Source organism: Anabaena sp. TISTR 8404, from assembly GCF_056847745.1.
This window is the reverse complement of record NZ_CP180578.1, coordinates 6803273-6820970: the sequence shown is the minus strand read 5'-3', so window position 1 is coordinate 6820970 and position 17698 is coordinate 6803273. Positions and strand designations below refer to the sequence as shown.

The window sequence follows — 17698 nt, the reverse complement described above, 5'->3', positions numbered from 1 at the left end:
ATGGTCTGATTGTCAGATTTAACTCAACAATCAAAAAGGATTTTCTCTATGTCACAGTCTATACAAAATGTGGTAATTGTTGGTGGTGGTTCAGCCGGGTGGATGACAGCAGCTTATTTAAGCAAAGCTTTCGATAAAAATATTCATATTACCCTGATTGAGTCCTCTAACATTACAACGGTTGGGGTTGGTGAAGCGACTTTTAGTACAATCAAAGTATTTTTTGAATTTCTTGGTCTCCAAGAACACGAATGGATGCCAAAATGTAATGCCACCTATAAAATGGCAATTAAATTTGTCAACTGGAACAGTAAAGGACAACACTTTTACCACCCATTTCAAAGATATGAAGTTATCGATGGCTTTGATATCTGTGAATGGTGGTTAAAAATGCACAAAAATCAGGAAGCATTTGATTATGCCTGCTTTTTAACTCCTTGGTTATGCGACAATCAAAGGTCTCCTAGATATCTTGATGGAAAAGTCTTTGATGATAAAGTTCAAAACATATTTTCCCGTGAGCATGTCGGCAACAAAAGTGTACTGGATCATTTGAAAGTTCAGTACCCCTATGCTTATCATTTTGATGCCAACCTTATGGCTAGGTTTCTGAAAGATTATGCTATGCAACGAGGTGTAAAGCAAATTGTTGATGATGTAGTTAATGTTAATTTGGCTGAAAATGGAAGTATAGATAGCCTCAACACTAGAGTAAATAACATTGTTTCTGGAGACTTATTCATTGACTGTACCGGATTTCGTGGTCTTCTAATTAACCAAGCGCTTGGTGAACCGTTCATTTCTTATTCAGAATCACTGCTATGCGATCGCGCGATTGCAATGCAGATATCTACCGACATGAAGAAAAATGGTATCAACCCTTACACAACAGCAACTGCACTTTCTTCTGGTTGGGTTTGGGACATACCATTGTATGGTAGGAACGGTACAGGCTATGTTTACTCCAGTGCTTTTATCTCTCCTGAAGAAGCAGAACAAGAATTTCGCCAGCATCTAGGTCGTGAGGCTGATAACTGCAAAGCTTCTCATATTAAAATGAGAGTTGGACGCAACCGCAACTCATGGGTAAAAAATTGTGTAGCCATAGGTCTTTCTAGTGGATTTGTCGAGCCACTAGAGTCTACTGGTATCTTCTTTATTCAACATGGAATTGAAGAGTTAGTTAACCACTTTTCTCCTAAAATCTTGAATGAAGAGATGATTTGTAGTTACAATAATGCTATTGCTAACTGCATAGATGGTGTACGAGACTTCTTGATACTGCATTACCATGCAAGCGATCGCGCAGACACAAAGTTTTGGCAGGCAACTAAAAACGATATCAAAGTACCGGAAGAAGTGCGTGAAAAATTAAGATTATGGAAAACTAAGCTGCCAACTAACAAAAGTATCAACCAAAAATATCATGGCTTCGAGTCTTACTCTTACTCGGTAATGTTGCTTGGGCTAAATTATTTCCCTGAACAAAGCTTGCCTGTTTTAGAATATATCAACAATCACAATGCCCAGAATGCATTTCTGAAAATTCAACAAAAAGCTAATTACTTGAGTTCAACTTTGCCTTCTCAATATGAATACTTGACTTATGTGGTTAAGTCACAAGAAAAATCTGAATATCTCTTACCGCAACTTTCCTATCAATAAATCACAATTCTTGCAGGAAAGTACAAGTAATATCATGTCCGCTTGATTACTTACTAATACCTAAAAACATTGATTTGGGGTGCAGCGGTATAGAAGTGTCAGGGTGTAGGAATGGAATAATAATTCTCTCGTGGTTTTTAGATTACTGACTTATTGCTGGGTTAAAAACCTACCCTTGTGAGGGTGCGCAGTGTGGGTGAAATTGGTATCTAATTCAGTAATACTGGAAGAACCTCTCCCCCATCCCCTCTCCGCCTCGGAGAGGGGAGTTGAGCTACCCCTTCCCTAGTAGGGAACTCTGCTGGGGGGTTAGGTTTGTGATTACTGAATCGATGCTCTAGATAAATCGATTACTCAGTAGTGGGTAAGAACTAATGAACGAGTTACAGCATATCCTACAAGCATTTACACACAGCCAACAGTCCCGACAGCGCACTGCTTTAGCAACAGTAGTACAAACCAGTGGTTCAGTTTATCGCCGACCAGGGGCGCGAATGTTACTGGTTGAAGATGGACAGATGATTAGTGCAATTAGCGGTGGCTGTTTGGAAGGCGATGTTTTTGAAAAAGCACAATCACTCATGTTTGAGGGTGGTGAGCCAATGCTGGTGAGATATGACACTACATCGAGTGAAGATATTGTGTTTGGCTTTGGTTTGGGGTGTAATGGCGTTGTGGATGTTTTAATCGAATCTTTGGGCGATGAAACTGCTATTACTCAGATGTCTTTCATTCAGGATTGTTTGCAGTCTCAGCAAGCGGGGGCGATCGCTACTGTATTTAAGGTAGAAGGAGTTTCAGATATTACAGTTGGTTCTCGACTGATGCTGAAATCTGATGGCACGATCATCAATGGGATGATTAGCGATGTCATCGTTCAAAGAGTTGAAACAGACACTCACCATGCACTGAGAGAAAAACAAACTCGCGTACAATCTTATACCCTACCGCAAGGACGAGTGGATGTGTTGATCGAGGTAATTCAGCCAATAGTACCACTGGTGGTATTTGGTTCTGGATATGATGCGGTTCCCGTAGTACAGTTGGCGAAATATCTGGGTTGGTATGTGACTGTAATTGATGATCGGCCAGGATATCTGAGAGGCGATCGCTTTCCCCAAGCTGACCAAATTCTTTTGTGTGAACCCGATGATCCCGACTCATATCAACATTTGCTGACACAGCAAACAGTAGCAGTTGTCATGACACACCGCTATCTGAGCGACTTAAAATTTCTCAAGACCCTGATTTTGTCTCCAGTGCGTTACCTGGGTGTGTTAGGCCCAAAGCACCGGATGCAAAAATTGTGGGATGACCTGGCCCAAGACAACATCTTTCCCACAACTGCACAAAAACAACGAATCTATAACCCTGTAGGATTAGATATTGCTGCTGAAACACCCCAAGAAATTGCGCTCGCCATCGTGGCAGAAATTCAAGCTGTGATTGGTGGACGTTCTGCTAGTTTCTTGCGCGATCGCCTTGGTTCAATCCATTGCTTTCTAGAGCCAAGAATACTCACAATGTGCTGATTTATTGCAGATTTCAGCTTATACCTTATGAGTTTTCTGACAACATCCTCTAAAAAAGTTGACGAACTTTATTTATTGTATTGATTAATAGAAAAGATGCCTTTTCTACTTCTTCCTGAGTTGTAAATTTACCAATACCAATTCTTAACGCGCCCTCAACTATATTTTCTGCCAAATTCATAGCTTGTAAAACGTGAGATGACGCAACAACACCTGATGAACAAGCTGCGCCTGTGGAAATCGCTAATTGATGACGAACTCTAGCAATCATAGCAGTATTGGGAATATCAGGGATAGAAATATGTAAGTTACCTGATAAACGGTTGTTTAAATCTCCATTCACCACTAATTCAGGAATTACAGCTTGGAGTAGGTTTTGTAGGTGATTTCGTAAATTTGCGATCGCAGTTTCATCTTTTTCCATTTCCAATTGTCTCAATCTGCAAGCTTCCCCCAAACCAACTATTTCATGTACATTGAGCGTACCCGATCGCATTCCCTGTTGATGTCCACCACCGTAAATAAGTGGTTGAAGATGATTACCTTTTTTCACTACTAACGCACCAACGCCTTTGGGTGCATAAAGTTTATGTCCAGAAATAGCGAGATAGGTAATACCCCAGTCTTGAAAGTTGAGGGGAATTTTACCGACGGCTTGGGAAGCATCGCATAAAAAAGGGATATTGTAGGAGGAGGCGATCGCGCCAATTTTTTGAATAGGATAAATTGTCCCTACTTCGTTGTTAGCCGCCATCACACAGAGTAAGGAAGCACCATCAGCACAGACTTTTTCGAGATGTTCTAAATCAATCTGCGCCTGTTGATTGACTTTTAACCAAATAATTTCTGCTAGTCCTTTTTTAGCTAATGCTTTACAGGTATCTAAAACGGCTTTATGTTCAACAGGAGAAACAATTATTTTTGCCGGATGATTCTGTTGATAAATATATCCTTGAATTGCTAAGTTAATACTTTCTGTTGCACCAGAGGTAAAGATAATTTCTTTGGGCGAAGCATTGATTAATTGGGCTATTTGTTGACGTGCTTGTTTAACTGCTTGCGCTGCTTCGTCTCCATAACCATGATCTACACTATTAGCATTACCAAAAGCAGTAGTCATATAGTACATGACTTTCTCTGCTACTCGCTGGTCAACGGGAGTGGTTGAGTGGTAATCGAGGTAGATTATGTTAGTCATTTTTTAACGCAGAGTCACGCTAAGTAAACGCGGAGGAACGCAGAGAATTATGATAGCAACTCTCTGCGTCTTTGCGCCTCTGCGTGAAACTTAATCACTTTTACTGAAAGTTTAAATATTCTCAAATTAATAGTCTTAAGTAGTCTAACATTCTTAAATAAGATTTAATCTTCTCGTATTGATGGGAATTATTAAAATACAATTGAGCAATTTTAGGAATATCAAACACTCGTTTATGTTGTAGATTTTCAATTTCTTGTTGTGGATTTTCTATATAACCTCTAGCTTTAATTTGACTAGCATACCCTCGAATATCTGTAGTTAGTAGTTCAATTTCTTCTAATACTGTAAATTCTGCTTCAGATGTATGTAATTGATGTGCGATCGCTTGTCTTTCTGATTTACTATTTTGATATTCAATTGTTAATTGTTCTAATAGTTGAATGATATAATTTTTAATTATTTCAGGATTTTGGTTAGTTAGGGTAGTAGTAGCCATTGTTCACTCCATAAGCTTTATCTTATCCTTGACGTGGATCTGATTGCGGGGGGTGCCAACCCGCTTCTACCCAAAAACCACGAGCCACTTGAATCGAAGGCTCATCTCTACGCTCATCATTGAAATCAAATCTTTCGCTAGTAGCTCTTCCTGTAGAAGTTGTACCTAAAATCTTGATCCCGTCTTTTGTCCAGATAAAATGGTCAGACCATTGTTGCTGACGAGGATGAAATAGAGGGACTTGTTCTTGGGTTTTAGGATCAGTCGCCGTTGTAAAATTATAGTGACGCTCATTACAGCGATGACAAGCTAATGCTAAATTATCCAATTCATCTGAGCCACCCAAAGACTGCGGCATAATATGGTCAATGGTAAAACGGTCTGGACTTAAGTATTCTGGAGAGTGGCAGTATTCACAAAGATATTTAGCTCGTTGTCTTACAAGTTTTCGAGTTTGTTCGGACACCATTTACTTTTCGCTGCTAGTTGAGCGTTAATCAAGGTAAAGATTCGCTCTAATTCAGAGATACCTATATATTCGGCTTCTTCTTCAGGAGTGAGCGCCGAAGCTTTTTTCTTCTCTAATAGTTCTTCAAAGCGAGACTGTAGCTCATCGGTAAATTTAAACAGATAAATGTCACCAAATTCACTCATCTTAATACCAGAAGATATTAGGGATGAGGGTTGAACCATCAATTGAGTAGTCATTGTGTGTTGATAACTTCTTTGATTCTATTGTGCCTCAATTCATAGGCGATCGCAGTTTATCACTTCGCTACTCATTCTCTAAAAATCTTCTGGCGACTCGACCCCAATCAATGCGGGTATCTTGAGCATTATTTTTGAGTTGACCATCTGGCTGTTCATCCTCATATCTTGCCCATGCCATTAATAATAATTTTAAGCCATCTAAAGAGTTAACTAACCGAGAACGTAAGGTATTTATATCGGCTTTATCTACATCTTCTTCTAAAATTTCTACTAAGTTTTGATAAGCAGGATGATTAGTATTTAATGTAACAATAATTGCTCCTCCTCTGGGTTTAACTGAGAAGAAAGCAGGAGTATCAAGAGGTGATTCGATAAAGGTATATTTCAAACCATCATCTACTGTAGTTGCGGCTAACAATTCGGCTTTTGTTTCAGTTACACCTTCTTCTTTGAGAGTTTCTTTAATAACTTGTTTGCGTTCTTCTTTGGGTAATGCTTCATCGGCATCACTTTTACCTTTGTAACCTTGAGATTTACGCTCTTGCGTTACGGTAGTTGCTATTTTTTCCGGTTTATAAATGTCTTGTCCGTGGCGTTTTTCTGTGGTACGAGTACCTTTTGTTTGAGCTTTGATTAAGCGGCGAATTAAACTTAATTGACTGCTGATTTTATGAGCTAATTCCAACAGAGGCAGTTTTGGGTCTTCGTCTTGGAGTAATTCTTCTTTTAATTGAGTGACGGTTTTACCTTCTTCTAATAAAGATTCAATATCTAGTTGGAGAATTTCACCAAAATTACGGGCTGATTGTTTATTATTTGTCACGCCGAAAATATCATCGAGTAATGGCGGAAATTCAACTTCGATACCCCACCATCTTTCTGTAGGGTCGTAATTATTAACTAAATTTTGGTCTAATTCTAATTCTCTTCCTGCACGGACAACAGAAACCCCCACATTTTTAGCGGCGTGTTGTCCGTGGGGTAAACTACCAGGGTTTTTTCCGGGTTCGGCTTGACGCGCTTCTTCTTTGGCGTAGGAAAAACGCACTTTTACATCATGTTCTTGGTCTTTAAAATTAATTTTATAAGTTGCTTCATAAGATGTATCTCCTTCCCAAGGTCGGAACATTGGCTGATTATCAAATGGTGCAGGACAGGAAGTTTTTTCAATTAGATAACCAGGGTCATTGGGGAGGGCATATTTTTGGATAAAAATGTCATATAAAGCATCTAAATCAAATGCTACCATGCGAATTTTGACTTTATCTTTGTTCAGAAATTTGCGATACATTCTCCCAATCACAAATTCTGAGTTATTAATAATGGCTTTGCCAGTTTGCCACATACAACGGTCGATTTTTGACCACACTACTAATGTGCCACTGTCACCAAAATTTTGACCGATGTTTCTCCAAGTCATGGGGATGGGTTTAGCAGTTGGTTCTGGTACTTCGGTCATCCGCCGATTTTTGATTTCATCTAAATCCAGGTAACTATGCAGTGCATTTTCTATGCCATTTTGCCATGACCACACATCAACCCTCTGACATTGGGAAATGGAAGACGAGGGTAAACCCATGCCAAAACGACCGATTCCGGTGTGTTTGTTTTCATCTAAATATGTACCATTGCCAAATTGCAGGGCGAGACGTAAAACATCAGCATCCATCCCAGAACCATTATCTAACACGGCGATTTCGTCAATGCGCGATCGCCTCCTCCCTTCCACTTGTTGTTTACGTTCTCCACACAGCAGTTCTACTTGCGATGCACCAGCTTGAATGGCATTATCCATTAATTCGGCTAAAGCGTATGCAGCGTTTTTATAACCGTTATCTCGCATGGCTTGGACTGCGAGGTGAGTCGGAACAATATCATGGGCGTTATTCATGGGTTTTCCTCCAAACGTCTTCCCAATTGTGGAAGGCTGATGCTACTGAACCAAAACCGGGGAGTTGGCTATCGACAACGGTGACTATTTCGGCGATCGCATTACCCCCAGCTTTGAGTCCGCGAATGGCGCGTCCTACCATTTGGCTGTAGAGAACAAGGGATTTGGTGGGACGGGCGATAACGGCGGCGCTGGTTTTGGGTGCATCGAAGCCAGTGGTTAATACGCCGTAGTTACATAAAATCTTGGTTTGCGGCTGTTCGTCTTTAAAGCTTTGAATCAGCTTTTCTCGTTCCCATTTGGGAGTTTCACCTGTCACCGCATCAGCATTCAACCCCCGCAAACGCAAGATGGAAGCGATGAGTCGGGCGTGTTCGACGGAGGTATTAAAGACGATGATGCGTTGATGATGTTGGGCGAGTGCTTCTAGTTCTAGGATGATGCGGAGGTTGCGTTGTTCGTCTGCTGCTAACCGATTGAGGATATATTGGGGGATATCTAATTCTGTATTAATCCGCTTCAGGTCTTGGGGAGTTAGTTCAATCCCGGTTTCATAAAATAAGGAACGATAGTTAACTTTAGCTAGGTATTGTTGATCGACGAGATAATCAATCGGGTTGTCATAACCTGGAATTTCTAAAGTAACTTTCTGTTGGGCGAAGAACTTTGCTAGTTGTGCATCGGTGTTAATATCAGCCCAAGTTCTTCCGGGTGTGGCGGTTAAACCTAATAAGGCGGTTTTTTCGTAGGGGACGACGAGGGAATCTAAAACGAGTTTATAAGTTTCGGCTACTGCTTGATGGGCTTCATCGATAATTACCAATGAACAACGCACACCCAGTTGATTAATAAAGCGAATACTCTTTTTGGCGGCGTGATAGACTTTGGCTAATCCTGCTACTACTAAGCCATCTTGCGCTTGTGCTAAGTCTAACTCATGGTTGCCCCAGAAGCGGTAGGTGAAGATGGGGCGATCGCCTAAACTGTCCCAGGCTTTTTGAAATTCTGTAACTGCTTGTTCGCAAAGTTCTTCACTATAGGCTAACCAGATAACTAAAGTGGGTTCATTGTTTCTTAGTTGTGAACCCAATTAGGGCTAAAACCTTGCAGAGTTGCTAAAGAGATTAGAGGCAAAGTTGTTTTTTCATAAGCATTTCTCAAAAGATTTAAATTTAATAAATCCTCAGCTTGACTAACTTTTAAGTCAACTAAAAATGACTCAGTATATTTTAACCATTCATTTCTAGAAATATTTGCATATCCAAGAGTTAAGCCGCTATGTTGCAATTCTACAAAAGCAGGAAAATATTCTTCAGATGGTAAATTATTAGATTTAGCAGAATTAACAGATTTTGTAGTCGGAATTATATTCCATAATTGGTCATGAGCAACAAAAGACCAGGGCAAATAATGATCTAAGGAAATTTCATCCTTGTTTAATTTAACCTTAGAATAAATACATTCAATATCTTTATTTTTTAAAATAGTTATCCAATATTTCTTCTGCTCTTTTAAAGAATCCCTCTCTTGTGGCATAAATAATTTATTTACAATATTAGGGGTACTGGGGTTTTTTTGCTGCATATAGTTTAACCATTCCCAAGATGCCCAACCTCTAACTATTGTGTAATTTTCTTCTAAATACTCAATCCAATCTGGATGTAAAATAATAGCGTTACAACTTTTCTTTTCTTCAGCGTTAAAACAATATAAAGGCTTTTTACTATCAAATTGATTATTGGCTAAATTTACAATATTTGCATCTACCAAATAATCTTTTAATTTTGTAGTTTCAGGTTTAAAAAAAGGACGAATTAAACGATAAGATACATAACGATTAATATCAATAATAATATCATCAATATTTTGATTATTAATAGTATTACGTAAAAGCTTTTTTTCTGGATCTCTAAACTTTAAAATTGGTTCTGTAATTTCTAGTTCAAGAGCATCTAGTTTATTGGCAATTTGGTCTTGTTTTCCAAAAGACAGCTTAAAATAATTGTGAGGATACCAAGCATTAGCTAACATCTCAATGATGATTTCTCGAAAGCTAATAGGTGATAAAGTATCAAAGTTTCTTCTTTTGAGAATATCTAATATTGATAAGAAGTAAAGATATTTATAAGAGTTAGTGATGTTGTTAAATATTTGAGATAAGACAGTAACATTAACTTTATCTGACAGTGGTAAGTCCTGATTCATGCTTGGATTTTTAAATAAGATTAAATCTCCTAAATATACTTGAATAAAATCATTAGCGGCTGATTGATTAATCTTATTTAACGCCTTGACAATTTCTGCAACAGTTTCAGCAGTAGGATCAATTTTTTCATGATACCAACGGAAGACAATCGGACGTTCAACACCTAAACCTGTCGCCAGTTGGCTTTGGCTGATGTTGTAAGACTCTAAAATCTGTTTGAGTGCTTGTCCTGCTTTTCCCATGATTTCCATTATCACAGGATAGCGAGCGCAATTTTGTTAACTTTTATGATAACTTTTTTAGAAAATTAGTTATCATTTATGATAACAAAACAGAGATAATTTTAAACAGGTGCGTTATGGCAGAAGAATTTGTGAGGTTAGAAGATAGCAGTAGCAATCAAGTCCAGGTAAGGCGAGAAAAGATAAAGCACATATTAGTCGGTAGTCCTGAACTAGTCAGGAGAACAATCTATCAGTTGCATACTACAGGTTATGCAGAAGTGGGTTCTTGGTCAAAACCAGTCATAGCAGGAAGTTTAGGCGAATTAGGCGATGTAGTGAGTGTATTAATTAGACAGCAAGGTTAGGAAATAAACGATACAGGAGTTAGGGCGATAACTTCGTTAAGCTTCGCTAACGCACTAGCTCTTGTCAAAATAAAATATTTAATATTGGTGAAAATTACAAATGACAAACTAAACAAGGTAAATCATCTTTTTCTTGATTTAAACTTTCTTCTAATGCTTCAACCAAATGAGGATTAAAAGCCGTATTTTTTTCTTTAGCCATCAACTTCTCATGTTGAGCAATAATTTCATCCTTGCGTGCTATAAGCTGCAATAAACTTTCCCCATCTGTCCAAGTATAGGTACGACCATCAGCATGATTAGATTCATACTCAACAGCCTTTTGAAATAAATCAGGATGTTCCTGCGCTAGCATTACCCATTCATACTTGCGTTGAAAGAAACAGAAAAAACACCCAGAACGACTGCGCCAGCGATAATAGTCAGGTAGTCCAATTCCACTTTCTTCTAATAACCGGATAATATCAGCCTTAACTAAACCCCTTTCCCTAAACGGAAACACAGGTTTAATATTAGGTTTAGTGGAGATATAACCATCACGGTTTTCATCAGCACGAATGCCAACGTAACTAACAGCCTCATCATCCCCCACAAATTCCTCTAAAGGCTTAATTTTCATCTTCACCGTACACCAACGCATTTGGGGAGAAGGTAATAAACCATCATGAATTGCTAACCAATGGTCAAAGCCGCGTTTGTCACTGAGGTAATGAATTTTAATCCCCAAACGTGCTTTGATGCGGTCAAGATATTCGTAAGTTTCTGGTAACTCTTTATGGGTATCGCAAAAAAAATACTCCATCTCTGGAATTTCTTTATGCAGTAATACTGCTAAAGCTGTACTATCCTTTCCCCCTGAAAGTCCCAAAATGTGCCTAACTTTTTTCTCTGCCATGCTGACTTTTTAATGCTGTTTGACCAGTATATTAGTATTACTAATATCTTAGCAATTATGCAAATATAGTCTGTAGCATTTTGCAGCTAATATTAACAAAACATAGTATATTTACTGCTTTAATTACGTTCTTATAACCCAACCAGTTGCGCTTTTATACATCAACCCGATTCAGTCTAAGCTAAAAATCTGAAATTGGCTAGAACGAAACATTATTTAATCTTTTAACTTACGCTTCATTTCTAAATATTGCTGGAACTTAGGATCAGATATGCACTGATCAATAAACTTCTCCAGTTCATCCTTCATTGTACTGTCAATAAATTGACAGTATTCCTTAAACACATCCTTCTTCCCCTGTGGGAGATAGAAACCAAGATACTCTTGTCCTTGACGCTTCTCTGTCACAAACAACTCTTGCATATCATCAAGATTCATCATAAATCGTTAAGTTTCAACATCTCCTTTGTACGGTACGCATATACGTACCGTACAATAAACCATGAAACAGATTAACGTGAGTTCGACGGCTTGAAAAACCCCTCTCCAAACCTCTCCCCTGCAAGGAGAGAGGCTTTAAAAGCTAATTTTTCGTTTATATTTAAGCCCCTCTCCGCGTCGGAGAGGGGTTGGGGAGAGGTTCATCGAACTGACATCAGATTAATCCCACTTTGCAACATTAAACAGGTGCGTTATGGCAGAAGAATTTGTGACTTTAGAAGATAACAGCAGCAATCAAGTCCAGGTGAGGCGAGAAAAGATAAAACATATATTAGTCGGTAGTCCTGAACTAGTGAGGAAGACAATCTATCAGCTGCATACTACAGGTTATGCAGAGGTTGGTTCTTGGTCTAAACCTGTAATAGCAGGGAGTTTAGTGAATCAGGCGATGTAGTAAGTGTATTAATTAGACAGCCAATCTAGGAACTAGAAGCTATAGAGAGTTGAGGCGATCAGCTATGCTGGGCGGTTAGGCGATAACTTCGTTAAGCTGAGTCGCAAATCGACACGCTGCGTGAACGCTAACGCACCAACTCTTACACTTAAAAATATTCAAGACTGCATTTGATAGAATATACGAGTCTTCATAGCAACAAAATTATGCGCTGATGTCAGCAAGAGATTTATTTCATGAAGCGGTCAAAAAAGCACTTCAAAAAGAAAATTGGATAGTGACCGATGATCCATTAGAAATAGAATTTGAAGAAGTAACGCTTAAAATAGATTTAGGTGCAGAAAGGCTAATAGCAGCAGAAAGAGAAGGAGAAAAAATAGCCGTAGAAATCAAAAGTTTTGCCAGTAACTCTGCGGTTAGTGACTTTCATACAGCTTTAGGGCAATTCCTGAACTATCAAATTGCACTCGAAGAAAATGAGCCAGAACGTAGGTTATATTTAGCAATTCCAGTTGATGCTTATGCAACATTTTTCCAAACAAAACTTGCTCAAATTGCAGTAAAAAGACATCAATTAAAATTAATAATATACGAGCCAATAATGGAGGTAATTTTGGAATGGACAAACTAGAGCAGTATCGTCAATACATCCAAAATATTCTAATTAAAAATAGCAAGTATAAACCTAACCATGAAGAAATCGAAAATCAATTAATCTTTGATACAGTAAACCATCATTATCAGTTGATGCGTATAGGTTGGAAGGGTTTAAGTCGTGTGTATCACAGTGTCATTCATTTTGATATTAAAAATGGCAAAATCTGGATTCAGCAGAATATGACAGATGTAGATTTAGCACAAGAACTTTTGGAGATGGGAGTACCAAAAGAAGATATTGTGTTCGGTTTACAACCACCATATAAACGTCCGTATACAGGCTATGGAGTAGCTTAACAAAAACTTGGAATAATTAAATGACGCGCTTTATACATGACAAATTCGCCAAAGACTATCTCGAAGAGTTATTAAAAAATTACGGAGAAGTTAAAGCATCAGAAAAAGTCTCAGGAGAGATTAAAGAAATAGATGTTTTATTCACGCCTTTTAAACAGCAAAACTCTAACTTACAAATACTGGGTTTACTAGGAAGATTTGCTGAACACCCTGCAATCATAGAACCATTTCGCAATCCAGCTTCTACCGATTAAATCTGCGATTGTATTCTAAAGTTATTAGAAGTAAAAGCGTCACAGCGACGCGAAGCCAAAGCCAATAAAACGAAACTGCAAGACTCAGAAATTCCCAAATTGTGGATTCTGACTCCAACGGTATCTGAAACTAGATTATCTAGCTTTGGAACTGTACAAAAAGAAAATTGGTTATCAGGAGTACATTTTCTTCCAGATGCTTTGCGAACAGCAATTGTAGCGATACACCAACTACCACAGATACCGGAAACTTTATGGTTGAGGCTTTTGGGTAGAGGAAATGTGCAGTTGCAAGCGTTACCATTAAATCATCCATACCAACAAGCAACCCTCGAATTAGTTTACAACTTACGCGAAAACTTAAGAGTCAATCAAGAATTAGAAACAGATGATCGGGAGTTAATTATGCGTTTAGAACCACTTTATCAGCGAGATAGAGAACAAGCCAAGCAAGAGGGAAGACAAGACGTAATACTGCGTCAACTCAATCGCCGTATTGGTGTAATTAATGAATCATTAATCGAGCGAATTAAAGGATTATCAATTGTACAATTAGAAAATCTAGGAGAAGCGTTGCTAGATTTTTCTAATATTTCTGATTTAGAAACTTGGTTAAATCAACAATAAAAATAAATCATTAGTAGACTTGAAAGACTCATATCCCCGACTTCTTAAAGAAGCCAGGGATCTTGTTTGGTTATTTTTACCCATCAAAATGCTTTTTTCAACCAGCATTTTTCCCTGCTATTTCATCATTTCCCTTGTCGCCAATCTTAGTAACTGTCTCTGGCAAATCAGAATTTAAAATCCGTTCACTCAACTTTGTCAAAATTGCTTGTCTTAACTGCGGATCATCGGGTAATTCAGCCAGAATTTTGTCAACAAACTTTTCAACCTGCGATTCTCTACCATGATCTACCCATACCACTCGATTGAATTCTTCACCATCGGGACGAGTTATAGTAATCCGTCTGGCTTCAAAACCTTCCCCTTTGACAGCTACTTCTTTTTGCAAAATTTCCAGATTTATAAACCGTCGCACTAAATCTGCTAACTTCATTTCAAAGGCGATCGCATCATCATCAGTCCAGGATTCCGCAGGTTTATCCGCCACAATCATTACCAAAGCTTCCAACCACTGAGAATCAGTTTTAGTTTCATCTGATGCTGCACGAATAAAGCGTTTTAGTAAAGGTTCAATACATTTTCCCGCTAAATAATTCGCCCGTACCCGCAAATCTTCTCTAAGTTTTGTTTCCTGACTTCTCACACCAAAGGCTTCATATATCAGTTTTTGACAATCACTTAATAAATGATCATACGCTGTATGAATTTCTCTGAGGGCATGAACTAACTTAGTCCGTAAAGTTTTCGCCGTGACACCATCATCTCCGCTTTCAGCCCCAATTGGGGGTAAATTACAAGCTGCTGGTAAAGCCTTGAATAACAATTCATCGGGTTCAACAGTAGTTTGTAATGCTTTTAAAATCGCTCTCGGTTCTTCTGCAAGCTGTTTGGTTTGTTGAGTATATTTAGGGAGTTTCTTAACAAATTGATAAAGCGGAGTAACCACCGTTAATAAAGTGGCGTTACGCACTTTACTCAATTTTTTTAACTGCGGATTGCGTAAAATAGCTTCTAATTCTTTAAATACTTCTGCCCTTAATCCGACTACTGCAAAATATTTAACTGCAAACCGTTCAGGATATTTTACTAATAATTCAAAATGTTCTGTTCCCAATACAGGAATAAATGTCCCATCTTGATATAGTCCCAAATCATCAGCATGATATAACAGTACCGCCGCTAAAATGACGGGAATTGCACCCTGTTTTATACCGAATGGCGGTAGGGCTAAATTTTGATAGAGTAAATCAAAAGTTTGGCTTTTTTCTGTGGCTGCTAAACAAAAATTTTCAACCGCTTCCCACAGAGAATTTAAACCCGAATTTTCAGATGGTGAATAAAAATCCCAAACGCCTTCTTCCTGACGATGAATCCCTGTTTCTTCTAACAGAGAATAATACATACTAACTTCAGGTCCATAACCTTCTAAGCCTAATCTCTCTTCATATTGATGTTCTAACATTGCCTGAATCAATTCGCGTCTAGCTTTTGCACCTTGAGAGGTTAAATCTCGACGGTTAATTAATTCATTCCACAAAATTGGAGTGCGATGATAAACGCGATCGCAAATCTCAGACAGCTTACTATTAAAGTCAGTAATGTTATTGAGTGTTTCGACTTGTCCCTGAATCCAACATTGCCGCGCTACCCCAATACTAAAGGATTGATTAAGGGTTTCGTTTAAAAATTCTTCAGCTTCTTGTAAGCGATAATTTACTTCTTTTCTTGCTACCCCATCAGTTTGCAACTCTTTGGCGGTTTTTTTGATATTACTTAACGCTACAAACTCCAGAGTCCGAATTCGTAGTATATCCAAATTAGCTGCACTCAAAATAACTAATGGTTTTCCATCGCTAGTTGTTTCAGGAATAGCACTCGGAACTTCATCATCTACCCAATACCCAACAAAACCATCTGCATCGACACTACTGCAACGTAATTGACTCAAATCTTGTGAATTATCTAAATAATGGCGTTCAAAATAACGCAAAGTCCCCGTTTTATAACTGTGACGTTGAGCGACTAAAGGCTTGAGAGGACAATGTATAGATAATAGTTTAACTAAAGGCGATCGCTCTTGTTCTATATATAGACTTAACTCACTGTCAACATTAAAATCAGAACCTTGCCAAATCCGCAATTCATCTAGTTGACGACGATGAGTAATCAGGTTTTGTTTTAACAGTTTATCAATAATTTCTTGCCAATAATTAATTTCTTCAGGTGACGGGCGATCGCACATTGCCAAAGATACTAAAATTCTAGTCGCCCGCATCGAACTTGTTACCGTAATCAAGTTCAAAATTCCGATAGTTTTGAGTACTCTGAGGCTATCTTCTTCTAATCGTTTCGCATCATTAATTAAATCTTGAACTTCCACCCATCTTTGCAAATTAGGACGCGAAGCATAACCCATCCCCGCAGATTCAATAAAATAGTCGTAAACTTGGTATAGTTTCAGACAAGGTAATTTATGGTTTTTAACCGTTGCCTCTTCTAAAAAATTACGAAATGATAAAGGTTCATTACTGGTTAAAAATGTAAATAAAGAACGGTCATTTTGAGCATATTTTTGGCAGAGGTTGGGTAATACCAAAGCCGATAAAGGATGTAGCGGATAAACTTTTGTGATAACTTCCTGAGTGACTTCTTCATCTACAATTATAGGAGCTAAATACTTACTCCACTCCTCAGAGTAAACATTAGTAGCACTCTTGATATTATCTGCTGCTGATGAGTCAATTGCTTCACCAATCAAACTCATCATTTGTCCAGCCGACTCAGTAAAAGCAATATCTTCAAATCGCCCTTGAATCTTCGCCCATTCGTTGCGTTGAACTGTGGCTAATCGTTGACTATATTCTGCAAAAGCTTGATGTAAAATCCCTAAAATATAAATAGGATGTTTACTATCTTTGGGTAATTCAGCTAATTGTTGTAAGAGATATAAATCTTCATTTCCTTGAGCATGACTAGCATACTCTAAATTTTTTCCTAGTTCATCAATCACAAGGAAAATTCCCGTTTGAGATTCCTTGGCTAATTCCAATACTAAATTAGGAATTTCTGTACTATCAACTTTTCCCCCATCATTAATTTCTGCATCTAAATCTACTAACTGACGCACAACATTAATTTTGTTCCTTTGGCTTGCAGTCCAAAAATTCTCAACGCCTGTTAACAAGCCCCTAATAATAGTATGGCTAATTGCCTCTCTTTGTCCTGTAGCCACAGCCCTAATTAACCCTTTCTGGTTAATTTTGTCTTGAATTAATTGATATATATCACTATCTCTACCTAATTTTTCTTCAGCTATTGATAAAGCCTTCATGTGCATTTTATTTTGAGAATTAGCACATAAAGAAATTAAGTAATGAGCAAAAGCCGATTTCCCAGTACCATAAACACTAGTTAATGTCCAAGCTCTTTCTCCTTCATCAGAATTAAAATTATTAAGAATGCGTTTTAAAGAATCAATTGCTCTTTTCGTCAGAACATAACCCTCTAAAGCTTCCACACTATCCAACTCTCTTTCTAAGTTAATAGAACGAGAATAGCGACGCTGAAGACTGAAATAATGTGATAGCTTCTTGTTAGTCATAATCTCACTCATCTTTAATAATAATTAAATAGTAGTTATCAGCTATATCAGGAGATAGAGTAATCATAAATCCATAGATAAAAATTGCTTTTAATATTAATACTGTTCCCTATTCCCTGTTCCCTGTTCCCTACTATAGGAATCCGATTTGATTACTGAAAATCCTTGTATAGGGAAGGAA

At 38.0% G+C, this 17698-nt stretch carries 16 protein-coding genes and 1 pseudogene; 7 read left to right on the top strand and 10 right to left on the bottom strand.

Translation table 11 applies throughout. From position 1 onward, the window contains the following. Positions 1-48 precede the first annotated feature (48 nt). Both ACMX3D_RS29345 and ACMX3D_RS29340 read left to right on the top strand, forming a co-directional pair. Positions 49-1665, top strand: coding sequence for a tryptophan halogenase family protein (locus ACMX3D_RS29345; RefSeq protein WP_482749278.1), 1617 nt, complete (start codon positions 49-51; stop codon positions 1663-1665). Positions 1666-2039: 374 nt separating this feature from the next. After that, a complete protein-coding gene (locus tag ACMX3D_RS29340; RefSeq protein ID WP_482749277.1) occupies positions 2040-3197 on the top strand; it encodes an XdhC family protein in 1158 nt (385 codons plus the stop codon). Between the two features lie 49 nt (positions 3198-3246). Here ACMX3D_RS29340 and ACMX3D_RS29335 read toward each other — a convergent pair whose 3' ends face one another. From ACMX3D_RS29335 to ACMX3D_RS29305, 7 genes are all read right to left on the bottom strand, one after another. Then, on the bottom strand, positions 3247-4395 hold the full coding sequence (locus ACMX3D_RS29335) for a cysteine desulfurase family protein (RefSeq protein ID WP_482749276.1): 1149 nt from the start codon (positions 4393-4395) through the stop codon (positions 3247-3249). Between the two features lie 121 nt (positions 4396-4516). Further along, positions 4517-4894, bottom strand: a complete 378-nt coding sequence (locus tag ACMX3D_RS29330; protein WP_482749275.1) for a hypothetical protein — start codon at positions 4892-4894, stop codon at positions 4517-4519. A 22-nt stretch (positions 4895-4916) separates the two neighbouring features. Next, positions 4917-5363, bottom strand: a complete 447-nt coding sequence (locus ACMX3D_RS29325) for an HNH endonuclease (RefSeq protein WP_482749274.1) — start codon at positions 5361-5363, stop codon at positions 4917-4919. Beyond that, positions 5333-5602 (bottom strand): hypothetical protein, encoded by a 270-nt coding sequence (locus ACMX3D_RS29320; protein WP_482749273.1) that lies wholly within the window; start codon positions 5600-5602, stop codon positions 5333-5335. Before ACMX3D_RS29320 ends, ACMX3D_RS29325 begins: the two co-directional genes overlap by 31 nt. Before the next feature lie 67 nt (positions 5603-5669). Further along, positions 5670-7496, bottom strand: coding sequence for an ATP-binding protein (locus ACMX3D_RS29315; RefSeq protein ID WP_482749272.1), 1827 nt, complete (start codon positions 7494-7496; stop codon positions 5670-5672). Continuing rightward, positions 7489-8586: a DEAD/DEAH box helicase gene (locus tag ACMX3D_RS29310; protein WP_482749271.1), complete on the bottom strand. Its 1098-nt coding sequence runs from the start codon at positions 8584-8586 to the stop codon at positions 7489-7491. The genes ACMX3D_RS29315 and ACMX3D_RS29310 overlap by 8 nt, the downstream gene beginning before the upstream one ends. Beyond that, on the bottom strand, positions 8571-9944 hold the full coding sequence (locus tag ACMX3D_RS29305; RefSeq protein ID WP_482749270.1) for an HNH endonuclease domain-containing protein: 1374 nt from the start codon (positions 9942-9944) through the stop codon (positions 8571-8573). The genes ACMX3D_RS29310 and ACMX3D_RS29305 overlap by 16 nt, the downstream gene beginning before the upstream one ends. Before the next feature lie 116 nt (positions 9945-10060). Between ACMX3D_RS29305 and ACMX3D_RS29300 the strand changes: the two genes are divergently transcribed. After that, a complete protein-coding gene (locus ACMX3D_RS29300) occupies positions 10061-10291 on the top strand; it encodes a hypothetical protein (protein ID WP_482749269.1) in 231 nt (76 codons plus the stop codon). Positions 10292-10385: 94 nt separating this feature from the next. On the opposite strand, the gene ACMX3D_RS29295 is transcribed toward ACMX3D_RS29300, so the two are convergent. After that, complete coding sequence (locus ACMX3D_RS29295) at positions 10386-11186, bottom strand: phosphoadenosine phosphosulfate reductase family protein (protein ID WP_482749268.1); 801 nt, start codon at positions 11184-11186, stop codon at positions 10386-10388. A 216-nt stretch (positions 11187-11402) separates the two neighbouring features. Further along, positions 11403-11627, bottom strand: a complete 225-nt coding sequence (locus ACMX3D_RS29290; RefSeq protein WP_482749267.1) for a hypothetical protein — start codon at positions 11625-11627, stop codon at positions 11403-11405. 253 nt (positions 11628-11880) lie between these two features. Here ACMX3D_RS29290 and ACMX3D_RS29285 point away from each other — a divergent pair, with 253 nt between their 5' ends. From ACMX3D_RS29285 to ACMX3D_RS29270, 4 genes and pseudogenes are all read left to right on the top strand, one after another. Then, positions 11881-12081, top strand: coding sequence for a hypothetical protein (locus ACMX3D_RS29285; RefSeq protein ID WP_482749266.1), 201 nt, complete (start codon positions 11881-11883; stop codon positions 12079-12081). A gap of 214 nt (positions 12082-12295) precedes the next feature. After that, positions 12296-12712, top strand: coding sequence for a XisH family protein (locus ACMX3D_RS29280; protein WP_482749265.1), 417 nt, complete (start codon positions 12296-12298; stop codon positions 12710-12712). Beyond that, positions 12700-13035 (top strand): element excision factor XisI family protein, encoded by a 336-nt coding sequence (locus tag ACMX3D_RS29275; RefSeq protein ID WP_482749264.1) that lies wholly within the window; start codon positions 12700-12702, stop codon positions 13033-13035. Before ACMX3D_RS29280 ends, ACMX3D_RS29275 begins: the two co-directional genes overlap by 13 nt. Before the next feature lie 20 nt (positions 13036-13055). After that, positions 13056-13916, top strand: a pseudogene (locus ACMX3D_RS29270) (DUF4351 domain-containing protein). Between the two features lie 97 nt (positions 13917-14013). Here the strand turns inward: ACMX3D_RS29270 and ACMX3D_RS29265 are convergent. Further along, on the bottom strand, positions 14014-17517 hold the full coding sequence (locus ACMX3D_RS29265) for a hypothetical protein (RefSeq protein ID WP_482749263.1): 3504 nt from the start codon (positions 17515-17517) through the stop codon (positions 14014-14016). Between the last annotated feature and the right edge of the window lie 181 nt (positions 17518-17698).